Source organism: Paenibacillus sp. FSL H3-0329 (genome assembly GCF_037963285.1).
Lineage (GTDB): Bacteria > Bacillota > Bacilli > Paenibacillales > Paenibacillaceae > Paenibacillus_AQ > Paenibacillus_AQ odorifer.
In genome coordinates, this window is sequence record NZ_CP150150.1 from 1,305,247 (window position 1) to 1,324,773 (window position 19,527).

The 19,527-nt window shown below is 44.4% G+C and carries 22 protein-coding genes and 3 tRNA genes; 21 read left to right on the plus strand and 4 right to left on the minus strand.

Going from position 1 to position 19,527, the window contains the following annotated elements; genetic code table 11:
* Positions 1–5 precede the first annotated feature (5 nt).
* From NSQ66_RS05685 to NSQ66_RS05700, 4 genes are all read left to right on the plus strand, one after another.
* A complete protein-coding gene (locus NSQ66_RS05685) occupies positions 6–707 on the plus strand; it encodes an ABC transporter ATP-binding protein (RefSeq protein ID WP_036681666.1) in 702 nt (233 codons plus the stop codon).
* A gap of 71 nt (positions 708–778) precedes the next feature.
* On the plus strand, positions 779–1,969 hold the full coding sequence (locus tag NSQ66_RS05690) for an ABC transporter substrate-binding protein (RefSeq protein ID WP_036681667.1): 1,191 nt from the start codon (positions 779–781) through the stop codon (positions 1,967–1,969).
* A gap of 138 nt (positions 1,970–2,107) precedes the next feature.
* A tRNA-Glu gene (locus NSQ66_RS05695) sits at positions 2,108–2,179 on the plus strand.
* A 6-nt stretch (positions 2,180–2,185) separates the two neighbouring features.
* Positions 2,186–2,268 (plus strand) — tRNA-Leu (locus NSQ66_RS05700).
* Positions 2,269–2,355: 87 nt separating this feature from the next.
* On the opposite strand, the gene NSQ66_RS05705 is transcribed toward NSQ66_RS05700, so the two are convergent.
* Entirely contained in the window at positions 2,356–2,979 is a 624-nt protein-coding gene (locus NSQ66_RS05705) for a hypothetical protein (protein WP_051491199.1), read from the minus strand.
* Positions 2,980–3,206: 227 nt separating this feature from the next.
* Here NSQ66_RS05705 and NSQ66_RS05710 point away from each other — a divergent pair, with 227 nt between their 5' ends.
* Entirely contained in the window at positions 3,207–3,572 is a 366-nt protein-coding gene (locus NSQ66_RS05710) for a helix-turn-helix domain-containing protein (RefSeq protein WP_036681672.1), read from the plus strand.
* A gap of 88 nt (positions 3,573–3,660) precedes the next feature.
* Positions 3,661–3,743, plus strand: a tRNA-Leu gene (locus NSQ66_RS05715).
* A gap of 67 nt (positions 3,744–3,810) precedes the next feature.
* Here the strand turns inward: NSQ66_RS05715 and NSQ66_RS05720 are convergent.
* Together NSQ66_RS05720 and NSQ66_RS05725 are read right to left on the minus strand one after the other, a co-directional pair.
* Positions 3,811–4,320 (minus strand): GyrI-like domain-containing protein, encoded by a 510-nt coding sequence (locus NSQ66_RS05720; protein WP_051491200.1) that lies wholly within the window; start codon positions 4,318–4,320, stop codon positions 3,811–3,813.
* A gap of 171 nt (positions 4,321–4,491) precedes the next feature.
* Entirely contained in the window at positions 4,492–4,971 is a 480-nt protein-coding gene (locus NSQ66_RS05725) for a glutathione peroxidase (RefSeq protein WP_036681674.1), read from the minus strand.
* A 180-nt stretch (positions 4,972–5,151) separates the two neighbouring features.
* On the opposite strand from NSQ66_RS05725, the gene NSQ66_RS05730 reads away from it, so the two are divergent.
* From NSQ66_RS05730 to NSQ66_RS05800, 15 genes are all read left to right on the plus strand, one after another.
* Positions 5,152–5,574: an organic hydroperoxide resistance protein gene (locus tag NSQ66_RS05730; protein ID WP_036681676.1), complete on the plus strand. Its 423-nt coding sequence runs from the start codon at positions 5,152–5,154 to the stop codon at positions 5,572–5,574.
* A 190-nt stretch (positions 5,575–5,764) separates the two neighbouring features.
* The gene (locus NSQ66_RS05735) at positions 5,765–6,043 is read left to right on the plus strand and encodes a hypothetical protein (protein ID WP_036681678.1); all 279 of its coding nucleotides are present in this window, start codon (positions 5,765–5,767) and stop codon (positions 6,041–6,043) included.
* 94 nt (positions 6,044–6,137) lie between these two features.
* Positions 6,138–6,557 (plus strand): thiol-disulfide oxidoreductase DCC family protein, encoded by a 420-nt coding sequence (locus NSQ66_RS05740; protein WP_036681680.1) that lies wholly within the window; start codon positions 6,138–6,140, stop codon positions 6,555–6,557.
* 79 nt (positions 6,558–6,636) lie between these two features.
* The gene (locus NSQ66_RS05745; protein ID WP_076142337.1) at positions 6,637–7,542 is read left to right on the plus strand and encodes a copper amine oxidase N-terminal domain-containing protein; all 906 of its coding nucleotides are present in this window, start codon (positions 6,637–6,639) and stop codon (positions 7,540–7,542) included.
* A gap of 32 nt (positions 7,543–7,574) precedes the next feature.
* Positions 7,575–8,012, plus strand: a complete 438-nt coding sequence (locus tag NSQ66_RS05750; RefSeq protein ID WP_256716522.1) for a DUF6526 family protein — start codon at positions 7,575–7,577, stop codon at positions 8,010–8,012.
* Between the two features lie 185 nt (positions 8,013–8,197).
* Positions 8,198–9,361 (plus strand): hypothetical protein, encoded by a 1,164-nt coding sequence (locus NSQ66_RS05755; RefSeq protein WP_076142338.1) that lies wholly within the window; start codon positions 8,198–8,200, stop codon positions 9,359–9,361.
* Entirely contained in the window at positions 9,354–10,586 is a 1,233-nt protein-coding gene (locus NSQ66_RS05760) for a CpaF family protein (RefSeq protein WP_036681685.1), read from the plus strand. The genes NSQ66_RS05755 and NSQ66_RS05760 overlap by 8 nt, the downstream gene beginning before the upstream one ends.
* Positions 10,587–10,615: 29 nt before the next feature.
* Positions 10,616–11,419, plus strand: coding sequence for a type II secretion system F family protein (locus NSQ66_RS05765; protein ID WP_036681687.1), 804 nt, complete (start codon positions 10,616–10,618; stop codon positions 11,417–11,419).
* A gap of 13 nt (positions 11,420–11,432) precedes the next feature.
* Complete coding sequence (locus NSQ66_RS05770) at positions 11,433–12,305, plus strand: type II secretion system F family protein (RefSeq protein ID WP_036681688.1); 873 nt, start codon at positions 11,433–11,435, stop codon at positions 12,303–12,305.
* A gap of 13 nt (positions 12,306–12,318) precedes the next feature.
* Positions 12,319–12,507 carry a Flp1 family type IVb pilin gene (locus NSQ66_RS05775; protein WP_036681690.1) on the plus strand — a complete coding sequence of 63 codons (189 nt, stop codon included), beginning with the start codon at positions 12,319–12,321 and terminating at the stop codon, positions 12,505–12,507.
* The gene (locus NSQ66_RS05780; protein WP_235219464.1) at positions 12,504–13,175 is read left to right on the plus strand and encodes a TadE family protein; all 672 of its coding nucleotides are present in this window, start codon (positions 12,504–12,506) and stop codon (positions 13,173–13,175) included. Before NSQ66_RS05775 ends, NSQ66_RS05780 begins: the two co-directional genes overlap by 4 nt.
* Positions 13,176–13,202: 27 nt before the next feature.
* The gene (locus tag NSQ66_RS05785) at positions 13,203–15,431 is read left to right on the plus strand and encodes a hypothetical protein (RefSeq protein WP_051491202.1); all 2,229 of its coding nucleotides are present in this window, start codon (positions 13,203–13,205) and stop codon (positions 15,429–15,431) included.
* Positions 15,432–15,449: 18 nt separating this feature from the next.
* Positions 15,450–16,430 (plus strand): TadE/TadG family type IV pilus assembly protein, encoded by a 981-nt coding sequence (locus NSQ66_RS05790; protein ID WP_036681693.1) that lies wholly within the window; start codon positions 15,450–15,452, stop codon positions 16,428–16,430.
* A 25-nt stretch (positions 16,431–16,455) separates the two neighbouring features.
* Positions 16,456–16,965 (plus strand): prepilin peptidase, encoded by a 510-nt coding sequence (locus NSQ66_RS05795; protein ID WP_036681695.1) that lies wholly within the window; start codon positions 16,456–16,458, stop codon positions 16,963–16,965.
* A gap of 18 nt (positions 16,966–16,983) precedes the next feature.
* Positions 16,984–18,561: a DUF6382 domain-containing protein gene (locus NSQ66_RS05800; RefSeq protein WP_076142339.1), complete on the plus strand. Its 1,578-nt coding sequence runs from the start codon at positions 16,984–16,986 to the stop codon at positions 18,559–18,561.
* A gap of 27 nt (positions 18,562–18,588) precedes the next feature.
* Here the strand turns inward: NSQ66_RS05800 and NSQ66_RS05805 are convergent, their stop codons facing one another.
* Complete coding sequence (locus tag NSQ66_RS05805; RefSeq protein WP_305953632.1) at positions 18,589–19,491, minus strand: TIGR01777 family oxidoreductase; 903 nt, start codon at positions 19,489–19,491, stop codon at positions 18,589–18,591.
* Positions 19,492–19,527: the final 36 nt, after the last annotated feature.

Genomic DNA, 19,527 nt, shown 5'->3' on the forward strand with positions numbered 1-19,527 from the left:
GGACCATGCTTAGCGTACAGGGGATCAATGTATATTATGGGGCGATTCATGCCTTGAAGGATTTAAGTATGAATGTAAAAGAAGGCGAGATTGTGACTCTAATCGGCGCAAATGGAGCAGGCAAGTCCACGTTGCTTAAGACGCTTTCGGGACTGCTGAAACCCAAAACAGGCAGTATAGATTTCATGGATAAATCTATTACGAATCAGAGTGTTCAGTCCATCGTAAAACAGGGGCTTATTCATTGTCCGGAAGGCAGGCGTGTATTTGCTAATATGTCTGTGGAAGAAAATCTGGAGCTAGGAGCTTTTTTACAAGATTTTGGCAGCTTAGCTGCTGATTTTGCCAAGGTCTACTCCACCTTCCCGCGTCTTTTAGAAAGAAAAAAACAGCTTGCCGGCACATTATCCGGCGGGGAGCAGCAGATGCTTGCTATGGGGCGTGCGATGATGGGGCATCCCAAGCTTTTATTATTAGATGAACCCTCGATGGGGCTTGCTCCATTACTCGTTCAGGATATTTTTCGGATCATCCAGGAAGTAAATGCCTCTGGAACAACAGTGCTTCTTGTAGAACAAAATGCCCATCAGGCGCTTAAAATTGCTCATCGGGCTTACGTTCTTGAGACGGGCAGAGTGGTGCTTGAGGGAGATGCCAAGGAATTGGCAGATTCGGAAGAGATCAGAATGGCTTATCTGGGACATTAATTCATCGGCTAGTTCACAACAGCATCACAGAAAGAACCTATAAATTATTTATTTTGGGAGGCTGGAAGAGGATGAAGAAAATCGGGGCCATATTGCTGACTGCGTTACTGGCTGGTGGATTGCTGGCAGGCTGTGGGAACAAGACAGACAACACTACTGCTGAAGGTGGGAATGCTGGTGGAGGGACCATCAAGATTGGAGCAGACCTTGAGCTTACAGGCGGCCAGGCTTCCTTCGGTGATTCTGCACTCAAAGGGGCAAAGCTGGCGGTAAAAGAAATTAATGACGCAGGTGGAATACTCGGCAAAAAACTTGAACTGATTGAAGCGGATAATGCTTCCAAGTCGGAAGAGGCGACACGCGCAGCGCAAAAGCTGATTACTACCCATAAAGTTGTAGCTATTATCGGTGCAACTACATCTACGAATACCCTCGGGATTGTTCCCGTTGCTCAAGAAAAAGGCATCCCGCTGGTTAGCTCCTCAGCCACCAATCCCAAAGTAACAGTTGATGAACGTACTGGAGATTTGAATGAATGGGTATTCCGGGCCTCATTTATTGATCCTTTCCAAGGCGAAGTAATGGCTAACTTTGCTAAGGATACACTTAAAGCGAAGACGGCAGTTATTTATACGGATGCTTCAAGCGATTATTCCAAAGGGCTGCAGACTTTCTTTAAAGCAACGTTTACTAAGAACGGTGGCTCTATCTTAAGCGAAGAATCCTATCAACAAAAAGATTCTGATTTTAAAGCTGTATTAACACGTATTAAAGAAGCTAATCCCGATGTTATTTATCTTCCAGGCTACTATGAGGAGGTCGGCAAAATCGTAAAGCAAGCTCGCGAAATGGGGATCACCGTTCCGTTTATGGGCGGGGATGGCTGGGATTCACCTCAACTGGCTGAGATTGCCGGAGCGGATGCCCTAAACAATACGTTTATGTCCAATCACTATTCACCTGAAGATAGCTCGCCAGAAGTGAAATCGTTCGTAGATGCCTTCAAAGCTGCTAACGGTGATCTTGTTCCAGATGGGATGGCTGCGCTTGGATATGACGCCGTGAAACTAGTGGCAGACGCCATTACACGTGCGGATTCCACAGAACCTGAGAAGCTGAAGGATGCACTGGCGGGGACGAAGGATTTACAACTGGCCACGGGTAAAATCACAATGAATGAAACGCATGACCCGGTAAAAGCAGCTGTGGTGCTAAAATTTGTAGATGGGGTACAAACCTTTGAGGCAAAAGTAAATCCATAAGCGTTGTGATTAGAGGCGCGTACCTTTATTGGTGCGCGTTTCTTTTAGTTTAAACTTTTTTTAAAAAAAGGCTTGTCAAAATTCTTATGGTTTGATATACTCATTTTTGTTGTGACAAGAAAATAACTTGTAAAGCATGGCCCGTTGGTCAAGGGGTTAAGACACCTCCCTTTCACGGAGGTAACATGGGTTCGAATCCCATACGGGTCATATTATGCGGTAGTGGTGGAATGGCAGACACGCTATCTTGAGGGGGTAGTGGGTGTATACCCGTGGAGGTTCGAGTCCTCTCTACCGCATACAAATAAAAAGTAAGAAACCCTTTGTTCGCAGAGGATTTCTTACTTTTTTTTATAAGATCAGAAGTGAAATTCAGTGGCCTCAGGTCATCTCTTAAAAGCCCCAGCATACTGGGGATAGAGCTGTCTTATGCAGTCTGGGCAGATATCATGGGTGAATTGCAAAGAAAGCTGATGCTTTAAGAAATGTTCAATGGTGATCCATTCATCCTTGGGATTACGAATACATTTACAGGAAGCACAGATTGGGATTAGCTCAAAAGATGATGGTAAGGTTGAACGGAGGTTTATGATCTCCGGATGAAGAGGTTCTTCTTTATAGGGGCCCACATCATATAGTGAAATTATAAAAGTGGCTTCTGGGTGCGGATCTGAGAGAAATGGATAGATCTCCAAACGGAAGATTCGTTTCCCTTTATTAGCGGTTTGTATGGAGAATTCGGAAGTATAAACCTGATGCTCTCTGCGGAGTATATATTTCACTGATTCATAAAGCTTGGCCCATTGATCGGGATCGATAATCACATCTTGCATGAGCTCTGAGTAATACGCACCAATCCATTTCTTATTAGTAGAAAGACCATATTCATGACTAAAGGCCTTCCACCTACTGTTGGTGAACTGGATAATCCCATGACTGTTGATCACCACCGCATTGTGCGGTAAAGCTTCAAGTGAATGGATAATGGAAGATGATAAGCATTTTGACAAAAGTCACCGCTCCCTCCTAGAGATCATTCAGGATGATAAGTTAACAAAGGGGGCCAGACGGTATTCTAACAGATACTTGTCACCTGAGTCGCCTCTTATCGTCACTCCAGCCATATGATATAATCGGATAATACATAACAATACTAATTATATACTTATTTACGTTATTTTGCAATAGGAAATTACGTAAATAAGTAATTTATTTTTAGATGGAGGGCGATTCACCGATGCAGACCATATACGAACGTATAGAATACCTGATTAAGCAGAAAGGTTTGACCAAAAAATCATTCTGTGAGCAGTTAAATATCAGCACAGGTAATATGGGAGATTGGAAGCGGGGGAAGACTACTCCAGGAACACATAAGCTGATTGAGATCGGTGATTTTTTTCATGTTAGTCTGGACTGGCTTATTCTCGGCAAAGATACACCGGATACTGTACGAGAGAGCGGCGTAGACTATGATTTGAGTGATGTTCAGCTATCGGAAAGCCGAGTAGATGAATTACTTCCAGCAGAAAAGAATTTTATCAAGGAATATATAGCTTTTGCTGAATATCGTAAACAGAAAATGGTCGACGAAGAATCTTAAAATCTGTATCTTTACTTTTGAGAAAAGTACATTTATAATAATGAATGTTGACCTCAAACAAATTTATGTTCTATGTTTAACACACCGCGCGGTAGTGGTGGAATGGCAGACACGCTATCTTGAGGGGGTAGTGGGTGTATACCCGTGGAGGTTCGAGTCCTCTCTACCGCATACAGAATGAAGAAAGAGGCCTTGCGATGCAAGGCTTCTTTTTTTGTACATTCCTCAATCACATAACCTACTTCTTTACAAGCGGCACGCATAGATTGGCTTCGAATCCTTCATCATCCGGACCGGACTTCTCCGTGTATTGGATGTAAAAGACTCCATCAGGGTTGAACTTATAACCGGAATCCGGCAGCCATTCATTATGTATATAATTCCAGGTGTGTTGAAAAGCCAACTGAGGGAAACCTTTTGCAGTAAATATAGCATAGGTAGACGCAGGAATTTTCTTATGAACAAGGCCTTCAGGGATACAATCTAACTGCTCGACTTCAACACCAAGGAAAAAATCAGTATCCCATGCGGTATGCTCCCACAATTTAGGCACGGACGTACGATTCTGAAATAGACCGAGATAACAACCGCTGCTTTGAACTTTTGTGGGTATAGCATCAAATTTTGCATCAATATCCAGCTCGCCAAAAACATATTCCCAAAGATTCGCGTATGGCTCCCCAGATGAGTTTAGATTTGCCCAGCCAATAACATTTAGTTCGGGTATATCAAGCAGTTGAACAGTCACCGATTATCCCTCCCAGAAAAAATATTCCAACAATATTATAAAATATTCCAAGAGATTAAAGGGTGCTGATATATAGCGATATTATGACGTTCTTTCAAGTTGAAAAGGATACTTTACCGCATAACAACAGGGGGGGCTGTGTGATGTGGTGAGTATCCTTTTACTAAAGAATTATTTTAAAAGCTTGGAAATATCGGATTCGATCTGCTGTGGAGTGGTTTTAGGAGCAAACCGTTTTAGAACACGGCCATCTTGGTCAACTAGAAACTTCGTAAAGTTCCATTTCACGTTTTTTGAGCCTAAGACACCAGGGGCTTCCTTAGATAAGTATTTGAATAATGGATGTGCTTCATCACCTTTTACATCAATCTTCTCGAACATAGGAAAGGTTACCCCATAATTAATCTCACAGTATTCCGCAATTTCATCACTTTCGCCAGGCTCTTGTCCAGCAAATTGATTGCTTGGAAATCCTAATACTTCGAACCCGCGGTCCTTAAACTTCTCGTACACTTCCTGAAGACCTTTATACTGGGGAGTAAATCCACATTTGCTGGCAGTATTCACAACCAGGAGTACTTTACCTTTGTACTTTGACAATGATTCCTCTTCACCCTTAAGAGTGTTGACCTCAAAATCATAAATACTCATGGATGACACCTCCATAGTTAATTTAAGTTTTTAACAATTTAATTGTACACTATTTATGGTCTGGAGCCAAATAAGAAAGTATTATGAATCATTCCTCATCTTCGTTTCAAATCATACCTGTTGTTTAAAGTATAAAGTATGAGCATGACCAATACAGCTTGATGAAGGAGAAGATGACTCATGAAAGCATTATACACAGCAACTACAACAGTCCATGGCGGTCGTGAAGGCTCCATTGAATCCTCGGATGGCGTGTTAAAGCATAATCTAAGCATGCCTAAAGAGCTTGGAGGACCGGGAGGTTCTGGTACCAATCCAGAGCAATTATTCTCGGCTGGTTATGGAGCGTGTTACGAGAGTGCACTAGCGAATATCGCTCGTAAAGAGGGCGTGAAACTCCATGACGTGGAGGTAACTTGTAATGTGTCCATTGGGAAGGATGACAGTGATGGAGGCTTTAGACTAGCTGTGAGAATGGATGTGAAGCTGCCAGGGATTGAGCATGACAAAGCAGAGGAACTGGCGAAGAAGGCTCACGAATTCTGTCCTTACTCCAAAGCAACCAGAGGTAATATCGAGGTTGAATTAAAGATTGTTGATTAAATGTATCTGTATATATTTTATGGAAATAATGGCTAAATAGAGACGTAAATCATAAAAGAGTAATAAATAGCTGCCGTGTTAGGCGTCTTTGGTTGACATCACCCTTAAAATTCTTTAATATGTCTAAGTATCTGAGAATGTGCCTGCGTGTGCAATTTACAACCAAAAATTTAAATAATGGGTGATGAAGATGTCTTACAGACCGAATATTACGAATGTGACCAAAGCCAGCAGCAACGATAAGGAAGGATTGTACGAGTTCATTATCAAGCTTGCTGATGGAACGGAGTGCCGCGCGTTTTATCATCGGTTTCCGGAATGGAAAATGACGAACATCAGCCGCCTGCTTAAAACTCCATGTCCAATTTGCCGCAAAGATTTCATCTGCAAATGCATGGAGGCATTCACTGCTGATTTCGAAGGGCAAATGATCGGGGATCAATGGATTGAGAAAGCAATCGCAGAATAATTAAAGAACGGCACTTGATGGCGCGGGAGGATATCCCGCGTTTTTGTTTACCCAAAAAAGCAGAAATTTACGCCTTTAAGACGGAGGGGGAGCCATGAACGAGGAACTAAACCTTATGAAAGATAAGTCCATCGTGTTGATAGACGGAGTGTGTCATCTTTGCCAGGGGGTAGTTCGTTTCATTATCCCGCGTGACCCCGAGGCTAAATTTCTATTCGCACCTTTACAGAATGAAATTGCGGCAAATCTAATGAAAGAGTCCGGACTTCAGCCTGGACAATTAAACACGGTGATTTTACTGGAGAACGGAGTGTATTATACAGAGTCGGCCGCTGTGCTAAGAATTGCCCGTAAATTGAGATTTCCTTGGCCTGCCGCATACGCGTTCATCTTAGTACCACGCCCATTACGCAATGCCCTTTATCGGTATGTAGCTAAGAACCGCTATCGTTGGTTCGGACGTGATGAGCAGTGTATGCTCCCTACCCCAGAGATCAAACGGAGATTTTTGTAAACCATAATCTGGGAGAATGTTATAATGAAACTATAAATTGGTATAGTTTTTTCATATTATGACTAGGGGTGAACGAATAGTGAAACGGAAAGGGCTTCTGCTTTTTATAGTCATGTTGTTATCTTTAAGTATGATCGGTACGGCCTCAGCTGCCCCCAAGCTTCGTATTATGGTGAACAATTCAAGTGTGGATGTTGGTGTGCAAATCGTGTCGGGGCAGACGCTGGTTCCGCTGAAAGCTTTTGAAAGATTCAAGAATACTTCTATTCAATGGGATGCCAATACCAAGCAAGCTACGATTGCTAGAGATTCTATGAAGATTAAGCTTACGGTTGGCTCACGGACGGCTTGGAAGAACTCGGATGCTGTACAACTGGATGTATCGGCCAAAATAGTGGATGGAAGAGTAGCGGTACCCCTGCGGTTTATTGCGGAGGCTCTTGGAGCGAGAGTAACAGTAGATGCTGCTACGAATACAGTCTGGGTTCAGGAACGGGCCAATGCTAAACTTGTGCAGAATTATAATAGTAATGACTTAGTTGTTTCCCGCATAGCTGCTCTGCAATTCCCGGTTGAAGAAAGAGAACCCTCCAAATTGACGGGTGATAATGAAGCATTGTCAATGACGTATTATTTTCCTGAAGGCAGATCTGATGGTTATTTTATATTGTATGGACATTTCGTAAAGTATTATGAGATCAAGGATAATATTGTAAAAGTAGTTTGGGAAGCTGATCTGGATATGTCCAAAGAGGCTACAAATAAAGATTTTACCGCGATATTCGGTTACCCAGTTGCGAAGGAATATGGTAAAGCACCTGTTCTAGCTCCATCCTATGCCTCTTTTTATACGAGTGTTTGGGGAAGTCAGATTATTTATGGAATGGTTAATGCGGATGGAACTACTAAAGTTTCAGGACAGTCTCTGTACTGGGGGAATAATGAACCTTTTGTCGTAGCTATTCCCGGAGAGACTAAGCTTTAAGCAATATACAAGTCATATAAATATGGAGATGAATGATGAACAAGGGGAAGCCTAAAGGTTTTATGCGTTTTGATTGGCCTTATCATTTTGTAACTATGCCGCTAGCGCTGATTATATTTGTGTGGTCGGGAATTTATGTCGTTCAGGTGTTACGTGATGATGGTGCTTTAACAGTGCCCTTGCTATTATTTGGTTTATCTCTATGCCTGTTATTTGCGATTACTCGAATTCGAATTTATGCCACAAAAAATCAGGATCGAGTAGTGAGGGTGGAGGAGCAGTTCCGGTATTTCCGATTGACAGGCGAAGCATTAAATCCAAAGCTTGAATTAGCTCAGATTATTGCACTTCGGTATGCAGGAGATGAAGAGTTTCCGGCACTATGTCAGCGGGCGGTGAAGGAAAAGCTTAGTCCTGCCGATATCCGGTCTGCCATCAAGAATTGGCGTGAAGATACGATGAGAGTCTAAAAACCACTTGATGTGCGAAAAAACTTATTGCTGCCTTCTTATATATATGCTACTATAGCTGTAAATTAAAGGGATAGTAACGGAAGCACCGTTCAATGTACCGTATCCACGGTTATTGTCGGTGCTTTTTTGCTGTCTTTTTTTTGACAATATTTATGAATTTCTTGCGAAAGGAGAGAGGTTTTATGGCGGCAAGGATTGTACTCGCAGTGCGTGAAAGCCAATATATCGAACCATTGCTACACTATCTTCATCATAGTGAGTATGGAGAAATGCTGCGAATCACGGCTTTTAGTCGGCTGGATGCTTTTATCGATTTTATGAGGGGAGAGGATATGCCGGATGCTGTTGTAGGTGACGTTACTTTTATCGAGGCTTGGCTTGTGGAGGGAAGAACTAAGGTGCCTTGGGCAGTTTTGAGTGAGGAGGGAGCTTATCTTAGCAGGGGTTCTAAAAGCCTGGCTGGAGGCATCATGATTGCGAAATATCAGGCACTGCCTTCTCTGCTGGGAGCATTTATTCAACTATGTGAAGTGAAACGAGCTAGAGGTTCCTCTGTATTAGATGAAACGCTGCTGCTCGGTATCGTCTCCTCAAGCGGGAACACGGGCAAAACCACAGTAGCTATGAATATGGCTAAGCAGCTAGGTGAATTGGGGCTTTCGGTCTTTTATTTGAATCTTGAAAGTGTGGACAGCAGTGGATTATTTTTACGGCCCCCTGCAGGAAATACGCCTGGACTAGAGCGGCTCCTTTATGAAATCAAAGCCAGCCGGGATAAGGGTGGAGCCGATACGATTGATTTGGGGCAATACGTGATTAGGTATGATCACCTTCGAAGTGCTGCTTTTAGGCCAATTATTAATGTAAAAGAAATGCTGCAGATGACTACGCAGGATACGCTAGATTTGTTGGCGCTGTTGGTTGCGGAAAGAAATTTTGACGTAGTTATAATAGATACCGGCAGTATTGAAGAAGAACGTGCCAAAGCTGTGTTACATAAATGCGGAATTCTATTGTGGGTAGTTAGAAATGACGAGGTAAGCATTCATAAGACCATGAGATGGCTATCCCATTGCAATGCTCCTAATTCTGGTATGCCCTCCCAAGTGATGGATAAAAGTAGATTTGCAGTGAATTTTGCTGCAGATGGTTTGGAGGTGTGGGCACCTCCCGAAGGAATAACCGTTGAAGGTGTACTTCCATATATCCCATCTTGGACACTGCAGCATCGTGAGGAGCTTTTTCTGAACTCACCACAATTCCAAAGGGAGATCTTACAGCTGTGCAAGCAGATTATAGAACCGTCGCTTCCGCAAGTATTCACTGGTAAGGGTTTACATGAATGAGGAAATGTTTAAGGCACTTCGTAGTGACATCCGGGCAGGATTAGATGTTACTTCTGCAGTTGGAAATCGTGAACTCACCCAATATATTGAAAGGACAATTTTGGACAGCGAAAATCTGCGTTATTTAACAGCACAGGAGAAACATGAGCTCGTGAAGAGATTGTTCGATTCTTTTCGAGGGTTGGATGTGCTTCAGCCCTTAGTGGATAATCCGTCGATCACTGAGATTATGATTAACAGCCATACTGAGATTTTTGTAGAAGAGGAGGGTCAGATTCGTCGCCTTCATTTGGAATTTGAGTCCAGCAGCAGGTTAGAGGATATTATCCAGACGGTTGTATCCGGTGTGAATCGGGTTGTAAATGACTCTTCTCCTATCGTTGACGCTCGGCTAAAAGACGGATCGCGTGTAAATATCGTGCTTCCGCCAGTAGCTCTGAAGGGCCCGGCGATGACCATTCGTAAATTCCCTGAAACACCGATGACGATGCAGGATTTAGTCCGTCGTGAAGCCTTAAGCTTGGAAGCCGCAGAGCTGCTGCAGATCTTAGTGGCTGCTAAATACAATATTTTTATTAGTGGCGGGACCGGCTCTGGGAAGACCACATTTCTTAATGCGTTATCTCAGTATATCCCCCCACAGGAGAGGGTCATTACGATAGAGGATTCCGCTGAACTCCAGATTGTTACGGTGCCGAACCTTGTTTCACTGGAGACCAGGAATGCCAACACGGAAGGTAGAGGGGAGATTTCCATCCGGGATTTGATTCGTTCTTCCCTGCGAATGCGGCCCAACCGGATTGTTGTGGGGGAGGTACGGGGAGCGGAATGTCTCGATATGCTGCAGGCGATGAACACCGGACACGATGGAAGCTTGTCTTCGGGCCATAGTAACAGCGCACACGATATGGTCAGTCGACTGGAGACGATGGTGCTGAGTGCTGCGGAGCTTCCGGTAGCTGTTGTTCGCCAGCAAATTTCATCGGCAATTGATATCTTCGTACACTTATCACGTCTCCGTGATCGTTCCAGGCGGGTGATGGAGATCAGTGAGGTTGCGGGGCTGAAAGACGGGGAAGTAATCTTGAATCCTTTATATGAATTTCAAGAAGCTGGTGAACGAGAGGGAAGGGTGCAAGGGGGGCTGCTTCCCTGTGGTAACCCATTGTTGCATACAACGAAGCTTAGGATGGCTGGCGTAACCTCCTATCCATTGGCTCAATAGAGATTCAAAATTCCAGAAGGGGGGAGGTCATGCTTAAGTTTAAATTTGTTGCTGCAAAGCCTGTAGAAGCGGATCCTGACGGTCCTTCGTTATTACCAGATTATAAGGTATACGAATTGACCTTGCAGCAGAGGATTCTGACCCTTATTGCAGGTGGACTGCTGATGTATGGAATTGGATATCTTTTTTATCATCATTGGCTGCTGTCGTTGCTGCTTATGCCGGGCGGAGCTTATGCCCCCCATATACTGCGTAACTATCTACTGAAAAGACGTCGAAATGCACTGAATTTACAATTTAAGCAGACGTTATTTTCGCTGTCTTCCTCCCTTTCAGCTGGGCGTTCGGTGGAGAATGCATTCCGAGAGGCGGTTCAGGATTTACGTATGCTCGACCCGGAGGGAAGCAGTGATATGATCTCCGAGTTAAACATTATCTGTGCACGCATGGAATATGGACAGCCTGTGGAAGAAGCGCTGCGGAACTTTAGTGAAAGAGCGGGAATGGAGGACATCGAGCGATTCGCGGATGTGTTCTCGGTCTGTAAACGTACTGGTGGTGATCTTGTAGAAGTGGTGCGCCGTACATCAACGATTATCGGTGAGAAGCTGGATATTCAGCAGGATATTGCTGTAAGTATTGCTCAGAAGAAATTTGAGGCTAAGGCACTGCTGATATCTCCGCTGATCATGGTGATGTTTATGAGTTTGACGGCTGGAGAATATATGCAACCTATGTATACAGGAGCGGGTATAGCCATATCGACAATAGCGCTTGTTGCTTTATTCCTATGTTATCTCTGGACTACTAAAATAATGGACATTCCACTGTGAAGGGGGTGAAAACATGCGCTGGCTATGTGCGGTGGTTACTGTTATTTTGCTAATAGTCTGGGTTCTACTGCGAATTCAATGCGGCAACAGATATGTCGCGTTACGCAGTCTTCCTATGGAAGGATTACGGCTTCGGAAGTTAGGCGAACCGTTATTACTGCTTATTGAGAAGAGTGGTATCGCCAGTCGGTTTCCCTCACTGCTGTTCAGAATTCAGCGTTCTCTACAGCGCAGTTATGGGATGCGTTATAGCGCAGAGCGGACCCTGCTGTTCATGGGTGAGATGATAAGTTACAGCTGGCTGTTGCTTGTAGGTGGAAGCTTGATTACAGCATTTAGTGGCGAACAGGCAGGTATGATATTGGGTCTATTTTTGGCAATTGCTCTACCAACCGCTATGGTCAGTGATCTGCACAAAAAGGTGAGGGTAAGGGAGCAGAATATTATGCTCGAATTGCCAGAGCTGCTGAACAGTATTGTGTTGTTGGTTGGCGCAGGAGAGACCGTGCAACGAGCTATTATTCGCTGTGTGGAAAGCCACCGAGGGGATACGAATCATCCTCTGTATAAGGAGCTAATGACTATGACTAGTGAATGGGAGGGCGGATATTCCTTCCAGCAGGCGTTTGAAAATTTCAGCAAGAGATGCGCTGTGCAGGAGGTATCGGTATTCACAACGACAGTTTTGCTGAATTATCGCAGAGGTGGAGCGGATTTTGTGCTATCGCTACGTGATCTGTCGCGGATGCTGTGGGATAAACGAAAGGCACTTAGCCGGACGCGCGGAGAGCAGGCATCCTCCAAATTAGTTTTTCCGATGGTAGTTATCTTTTTAATAGTAATTGTACTGGTGGGAACGCCAGCATTTTTGATGTTAAAAATGTAGGAGGCTGAAGCTGATGGTATCAACAATGTTGGACAGTATGAAGAACTTTTGGGAAGACGAGGAAGGGTTAGGAACTTTGGAGATGATTTTGATTATTGCTGTGTTGATTGCGGTTGTTCTTTTGTTTAAGGACAAAATTCAAGAGGTAGTAGAAGCCTTAATTAAAACGGCGGGTGAAAAGAGCCAGGAAGTATTCGATTGAACAAGCTTAAGGGTGATCAAGGCAGCTTTACCATTGAAGCTTCACTTCTGTTGCCGATCGTCATGTTTATTACGATGCTTCTTTTGTTTTTTTGCTTGTATAGCTATCAGAAGTCCATGCTGTTGCAAGTGGCCTCAGGAGCTACTGAGCGGGCGGCTTACAACTGGGACAACAGTCACAAGGAGGTCTCTGGTTCTTACATGGCTGGTGAGTATGACTCCCTTTATTGGAGAATTGGGGATGATGCCTTGCTAGCCTCATTATTCGGTGCAGAAGCTGGCAGTGCTGGCGTGACAATAGAGTTGCCCGGTGAAGTATCAGATAAGGGTGATTTGCCAGTGCTTAAACTGGGCCATTCGTCTACCATGATTCCGGACAATATGCCAGGAACTATGCGTTATGCTCACAGCCTTACAGGACGGAGAGTAAGTGCTGAGTTAAACCGTCTACTGAGCTTACCTGTGCTTGATAAGGTTCTATCGGATGAGGCTAAACCAACTGTTGAAGCCCAGTCTATCATTGTTGAGCCTGTTGAGTTTATTCGTACGGTCGATCTGATGCGTTATTTCGGAGCTAAATTTAAAGGGGGCCCTGAGGGCAGTGGATCAGCAGTTTACATGGATAAGAAGGATGCTTCTGCTATGCTGACCAAGCTTCAGGATAAGTAAAATCTCTGCTCAAGGGAGGGGGTTTTAATGAAAAGTAAATTTACCGGTTGTCCTGCTAAGGGCAAAACAGAAGGCTCAGTTACAATTTTTCTAATCATGGTGCTGGCTTTCGTCTTTCTTTTTACTGCTGTGCTGATTGATTATGCGCGAATTGCTGCGTTCAACGTTCAGGAGGAACGATTAGCGAGAGCCAGTGTCCGCTCTGTTATGTCTTCATATCATGTTGAATTACGAGAGAAGTACGGTTTGTTTGCATTTGGTGATAGCAATGGAGATATGCTGCTGTCCAAAGTGCTCAACGAAAATTTGCATAAAAGTGGGCGGGGGGATACGTTCAATCTCTTACCCTTTGCACTGGAATCCTCCTCCTTGGAATGGAGCCGGCCGCTGGGAAGTTATGATGTTTTTCGTCATCAAATACTGGAAGAGATGAAGTATAAGGCTCCGGTAGATTTCGCCTTGGAGCTGGCAGGTAAATTCAAACCGCTGTCAGGCGTAATGGCAGAGACCTCAAGAGCTACCGAATTACTTAGTAAGCTGCAACCTTTATATGATGAACGTGAAGAGAATTTGGATCTAATGTTAGAGCGGAGAAGCCAAGCGGCGGAGAGTGGAAGAAGAATACTGCTATGGATTATGAATCCGCCCGGGGATTCTATCTCGGCCCATTCGCTCGGAAGCATGCAAGCAGCCGCGGATATACCAGCACAGTATAGTGACTATCTCGGGAAATATTACGACGATCTGTATCATGATAGTAAAAAGCCTGCAAAGTACACTTATCAGTTGGCACTTTATCAGAGCCGAACTTCAGAGATGTTATCGCGGCTCCCAGCCTTATTAACAACCTTTCGTGAAGAACATGGACAATCAATGGAGGAAGCGAAGGATGCGTTAAACAAGGCGCAGCAATTGAATGACGAGATGAGAGATGTTTTGGCAGCTTCCCGAATAAGTGGCGTAAATCTGGCGGACGATCCTGCTAAAGACTGGGATATTCCGGGAAGTTCAGGGGAAATAAGTGCTGAGCCACTTAAAAAGCTGCATGAACAGGAAGATGCCTTGATCCTCTCTTCGGCTGACATTAGTAGTATGGAGAATAGTTTATTTATGCAACAAAGTGTGTACGAATCCATTGAACCGACGGTAACAGGATTGTCAGCAGAGCTGCATGAAGCTTTGGGAGTCAACGGCGATTCCTACCAAATGATTTCCTCTGTTCTAGGGGCTTCGCATGTAGTGGACAACTATTATAAAAAATACGGTAAGAAGGGAAGTGTTATCGCTAGTGATTTGGCTTTTCTTGAACAGCATCGCAGCTCGGATAAAGCACGTAAGCAAGTAGAGTGGGAAGCCAAATCCAAGCTGGGCGAGGTTAGAGCACTGCTGGACAAAATTAGAATGCTAGGTAGCGGAGCGGCAGCTTCGATGGAACGTTATCAAATCCTTCATCAATTTTATGAGGACAATGTTTCATTTAACAACGGATTGGAGTCTCAATCCTCTGATAAATCTGAAGTATCCTCAGATCCCTATGCTGCTGGAAGTTCGGCGATGAAGGATATTGACGGGATTTATGCAGCAATGAGTGGCATTATGGGGGGCGCTAGAGACAGGCTTTTTCAAACGGAGTATTCCGCGCTTTATTTTCAGCATTTTGATGTTTCAAAGTTAGCTAGTCTGGCACTGAATTCTCTGGAAGACACTAGTGAGCTCACAGATCAGCTTGATCCTCGCGCTCAGGAGCTGGAATACATTTTATACGGATTTCATAATCCCGCGGGGAATGTGGCCGCAGCCTATGCCGAAATATTCGCGATGAGGTTGTCCATTCGCACTATGGAAGGTTTTATAGAGAAGGCAACCTTGGGAAATCCACTGGCTGTTCTAGCGGCGGCACTGTTGTATGGAATCCAGCATGCCATTCAGGATATGTTGCAGCTTTGTGAGAAGGATGCGATTCCTTTATCTAAATATATGCCGGCGCAGCTGACTTACCGTGATCATCTGCGACTGTTCATGATAATGCATGGAGGCGGGGAATTGCAGCTATCGCGGATGCTGGCTCTGATTCAACTGAACACAGGAATAAATCCAGAGGAAAGAAACACCTATGTATCATCGGACATTAAGCTCCAAATGCAGTTATGGTTTCTGCCAGGTGTAGTTAAAATGTTGAATTATACTGCTGGTTTTCCGGGAGGGGTACAAGGGAATAAGTATCTGAGGGCAGTAAAAGCTGATTATTCTTATTAGCGGGAGGTTGGTAAGGAGATGGGGGATGGGTATGGAATCAGAGGGGAAGACAAGGAAGAAGGTAGCATGGTAGTAGAAGCGGCGATGGTTCTTCCGTTCTTCCTGCTATTCGTCCTGTTCCTGATTTCTATCGTACAGATGACCTTGTATTCGACAGCTTTGCAAAGTACAGCATCAGACACTGTAAAGTCTATTTCAACTCATATGTATCCTACGGCTTTGGCGGTGCAGAAATGGGGAATATTCAGCGAAGTAAGTGATGATTCAGGAGGGGATGACAGTGATCATTCTGCTGGCCTGAATTGGACTATTCCTCGCTTGTCACTTACTGATTGGGGCGATAGTTATGCTGAGTCTTTACCCAAGCCGTTAAATGAGTGGGTTATGTCGGCTTTAGAAAGTGGTGAGGGACCGTTGCAGAAGCTTCAGGCAGAGACTAGTGAAAGTGTACTTGATCTTGCGATCAAACCTTTATTGAAACCATACCTGACATCAGATTTACTGGATTATGAGCGAATTCATGTATCTAATGTTATGGTGCCGGAGCTAAAAGAGGGTACTCGTCCCTACCTTGGGCTAGTGGTTAGTTATAAGCTGCCGATGAAGGTCCCCTTTCTAAACCAAAGTATTGTTTTAGAAGCAAGTGCTGTTGAACGTCTCTGGATCGGGGACACGGGAGAAGGCACAGCCAAGGAGGGGAACGGTACTGGCCAACCAGATGAATTCATTGAAATCTTAGAAAAGCCGAACCCGGCTGTAGCGAATAAGCAAGGCAAGGTTCGTGCCAGAATACCGCCGAATGCTTCTGCCAGCTTGTCAGTCTTTTATAAGAGCGGGGGCAGTACTGCCAAATATTTAGGCTGGAAACAAGCGGATGAAGATGGATATATCGAGTGGGAATGGAAAATTGGTGTAAATACCACACCGGGCTCGTGGCCGTTTGTTATACAACTGGATGATGGTAGATCTGTTGAGGTTATGTTCACAGTAGTGAAGTGAAAGGGTGGAAAAAGGAGTGTAATAAATGGCAGAGTGGACATTTTGGGGATGTCTACCGTTTTTAGCAGCGGCACTGATTACAGATTTGAAGTCGATGAGAATACCAAACTGGATCACCTTGTCAGGCTTGCTCACCGGTCTGCTTGCACAAGGGGTGATCAATAGCTGGCATGGACTGCTGTGGGCTTTCGGGGGAGCTGCTGTAGGATTTACAGTCCTTCTGATCATGCATTTAATAGGGGCGGTTGGCGCGGGGGATGTTAAGCTTTTTGCTGGAATCGGCGCGTGGACAGGGATGTTGTTTACGCTGCAAGTCGTCATGTACTCCGTACTATTTGGTGCTTTAATAGGCTGGTTAATTGTTTTAAAGAGACGGGAGGCGGTCAGTCGTTCGCGTAAGATCATCAGCAGAATTTCTGGATTTATTTTATGGAAGAGCCCGTTTCTATTAAAAAATAACGATAGTGAACTGTTGAAATTCCCTTTCATGCTGGCTGTTATCCCTGGTTCCATATGCGCTTATCTATACTTTTAGTTCGGGAGCTGATGTTTGTTGTTCGGATTAACCCGTGATTTTATACAACAGGATGGTATATATATGATCCTTGGTGAACCCGAAGGAATACCTGCGGAGAAGCTTAATTTGATTCAGGCACGCATGCTGATGAACACCGACATTCCTCATCATTTGAGGCTGTTACTTAGAGAAATAGATATGAAGGTTACTATGGAATACGCTGTTTTACGCAAAAAAATGCTTAGTCATCTACTCAAAGGAGAAAAGCTAAGTATGAGCTCATTTTTCGGGTTATTGCTGCAAATTGCCCAAGGCATGGAAGATGGCAGGTTATATATGCTGCGGGCGGAACAGTATGCTTTGCATGCAGATTACATTTTTATTGAAGGGTCGTTACAGAGCGGTAAAGTATACCTGACCTACATACCCATTCAGGAGAATAAGTCTGGTTCAAAGCTTGGAGAGTCACTCAAGTCACTAATCATGGTGTTAATGGCATCTATCACAGAGCTAACTGGCAGTGGTGTGCAAAGACTATTGCAATATTGCAGTGAAGAGGGATTTACTCCAGCTGGCTTAAAGATTCTTTTATCAGAGTTGCTGACAGAAAGAGAGCCCGTTACACCTGAAAGACAGCTTCATGAAGGCGTAAAAGAATATCTAGTGAAAGAGGCAGCAGCTCCACCATTAAGAAAAATATATGAGCATCGCGAAGATAAGGAATTGGAGCTGCAGCCGACTGCTACTCCTTGGATCAGCAGCTATCCTAATCTTAAGATAAAAGAGGAGGAGAGCCTGTCTCTAAGCTTGGAGGATGAGCAGGTAACGAATCCACAAGCCTCAAGCTCAAGAACCTATATAGTGCTAGGGTTTCTATTAGGCGATGCACTACTGTGGAAGTTTCTATATTTGGATAGTCCCAAGCCGTTATGGCTTGCCGTCTGTGGAGTTGTGACGATTGTATTGGCTGTTTTAAGCTGGATGGTTTGGAGCGGAAGGCTAAAGGTTGGTAAAGAAGATGTTGATGGCCTGGGTGAGGATTCTGAAGATACTAACTGTAATCCGAGTCGAAAAGAATTGGAGTGGAATTTTGGCAGGAACCCTGTGACTTCTACGCGTTCTCCAGCAACAATTCCAAAGATAACTCCGCAATCCTCTGATTCAGCAGCTAGCGTTCCGGCGACACGTTATGAATCACTAGCAGAGGAACAAAGTTCTGTTAAAGCACCAGAAGCAATAGCTCCAACAACCTTATTATCACAGGAGAAACCGCCTGAGCAAGGACGACAAATCGAAAAGCTGGATCGGAGTATTCCTTATCTCCAAAGAAGCGGTGAGGAGGGCGAAGAGGCAGAGATGATCGAGTTAAATCGAACTAGCTTCATTATCGGCCGATCGGCAGAGGTGGCTCAATATGTGGAAAGATCAGAAGGCGCCTCTAGAGTACACGCTGAGATATCTAGAAGCACCAGCGGATATATTCTGAAGGATCTTGACTCCAGAAATGGAACGCTTTTTCAAGGTGAAGCCATGGTCCCGTATAAAGAGTATCCACTAACAGAGGGGACCACATTTAAAATTATAAAAGGAAGCTACACATTTCATACAGTATGAAGGTGAGTTCTAACGATGAATGTGGCTCTACAATTTTTGTTTTTTCAAATCTTCTAAAGCGACTTGAAGTGTAGGGAAGGTAAAGTCAAAGCCATGATTTAATGCCGCTGCGGGCAGGACGCGCTGACCTTTAAGTAAGATTTCGGATAATTCTCCGGCTGCTGTTTTTAACAGGAAGGCTGGTAAAGGGAACCAATGTGGCCGTTTGTAGACTGTGCCGATCGTTCTGCCGAACTCTTCGTTCGTTACCGGATGTGGAGCAGTCGCATTAACAGGTCCGTTAATCGTTGGATTTTGCGTACAGAAATCAATTAGACGGATGATATCCGTCAGATGGATCCAAGAGAGCCACTGCTTTCCAGAGCCAATGTTTCCGCCAAAACCTAATAAATAAGGCAGCTTCATTTTGGGGAATGCTCCGCTCTCATTGCCGAGCACAACTCCGGTACGCAGCTTGACCACGCGGATATCATGGTAGGTTTCATCTGAAGCCTCTTCCCATGTCTTAACTACTTCTGAAGGGAAATCCATGACCTGGGCTGGTGAGGACTCATTAAAAGTATCCTCTAAAGAGGTACCGTAAATCGCCACGGCGGAAGCCTGAATGATTACGGAAGGCTTTTGCTTCATTTGATCTACTAACTTAGCTGCTGCGGAAACGGTTGCAAGTCGGGACTGCATAATCGCTTTTTTGCGACTTGGACTCCAGCGCTGGCTAAGGGAAGCTCCGGCGAGATTAATTAGGGCAGCTGCATTTTCCACTGGAGCGGGATTAGAACTTAGACTGTCCCAGGTGTGGTAACTCAGCTTAGGATGAATTGTTGTTGCGTCTTTTGGTAAATTCCGACCTACAATAGCAACTTCATTACCTGCTTGCAGCCAGTATTTTGCTAGTTCGCTACCTATAAAACCGGTGCCGCCACATATCACATATTTCAAAGGAGGGCCTCCGTTCTAAATCGTACA

What these genes read in the sequence shown, in the direction of transcription:
- NSQ66_RS05770 (WP_036681688.1), top strand. Translation starts at nt 11,433, where the DNA reads ATGCGCTGGCTATGTGCGGTGGTTACTGTTATTTTGCTAATAGTCTGG.
- NSQ66_RS05690 (WP_036681667.1), top strand. Translation starts at nt 779, where the DNA reads ATGAAGAAAATCGGGGCCATATTGCTGACTGCGTTACTGGCTGGTGGA.
- NSQ66_RS05740 (WP_036681680.1), top strand. Translation starts at nt 6,138, where the DNA reads ATGAACGAGGAACTAAACCTTATGAAAGATAAGTCCATCGTGTTGATA.
- NSQ66_RS05795 (WP_036681695.1), top strand. Translation starts at nt 16,456, where the DNA reads ATGGCAGAGTGGACATTTTGGGGATGTCTACCGTTTTTAGCAGCGGCA.
- NSQ66_RS05785 (WP_051491202.1), top strand. Translation starts at nt 13,203, where the DNA reads ATGAAAAGTAAATTTACCGGTTGTCCTGCTAAGGGCAAAACAGAAGGC.
- NSQ66_RS05775 (WP_036681690.1), top strand. Translation starts at nt 12,319, where the DNA reads ATGGTATCAACAATGTTGGACAGTATGAAGAACTTTTGGGAAGACGAG.
- NSQ66_RS05760 (WP_036681685.1), top strand. Translation starts at nt 9,354, where the DNA reads ATGAATGAGGAAATGTTTAAGGCACTTCGTAGTGACATCCGGGCAGGA.
- NSQ66_RS05725 (WP_036681674.1), bottom strand. Translation starts at nt 4,971, where the DNA reads ATGAGTATTTATGATTTTGAGGTCAACACTCTTAAGGGTGAAGAGGAA.
- NSQ66_RS05730 (WP_036681676.1), top strand. Translation starts at nt 5,152, where the DNA reads ATGAAAGCATTATACACAGCAACTACAACAGTCCATGGCGGTCGTGAA.
- NSQ66_RS05750 (WP_256716522.1), top strand. Translation starts at nt 7,575, where the DNA reads ATGATGAACAAGGGGAAGCCTAAAGGTTTTATGCGTTTTGATTGGCCT.
- NSQ66_RS05685 (WP_036681666.1), top strand. Translation starts at nt 6, where the DNA reads ATGCTTAGCGTACAGGGGATCAATGTATATTATGGGGCGATTCATGCC.
- NSQ66_RS05710 (WP_036681672.1), top strand. Translation starts at nt 3,207, where the DNA reads ATGCAGACCATATACGAACGTATAGAATACCTGATTAAGCAGAAAGGT.
- NSQ66_RS05755 (WP_076142338.1), top strand. Translation starts at nt 8,198, where the DNA reads ATGGCGGCAAGGATTGTACTCGCAGTGCGTGAAAGCCAATATATCGAA.
- NSQ66_RS05790 (WP_036681693.1), top strand. Translation starts at nt 15,450, where the DNA reads ATGGGGGATGGGTATGGAATCAGAGGGGAAGACAAGGAAGAAGGTAGC.
- NSQ66_RS05735 (WP_036681678.1), top strand. Translation starts at nt 5,765, where the DNA reads ATGTCTTACAGACCGAATATTACGAATGTGACCAAAGCCAGCAGCAAC.
- NSQ66_RS05765 (WP_036681687.1), top strand. Translation starts at nt 10,616, where the DNA reads ATGCTTAAGTTTAAATTTGTTGCTGCAAAGCCTGTAGAAGCGGATCCT.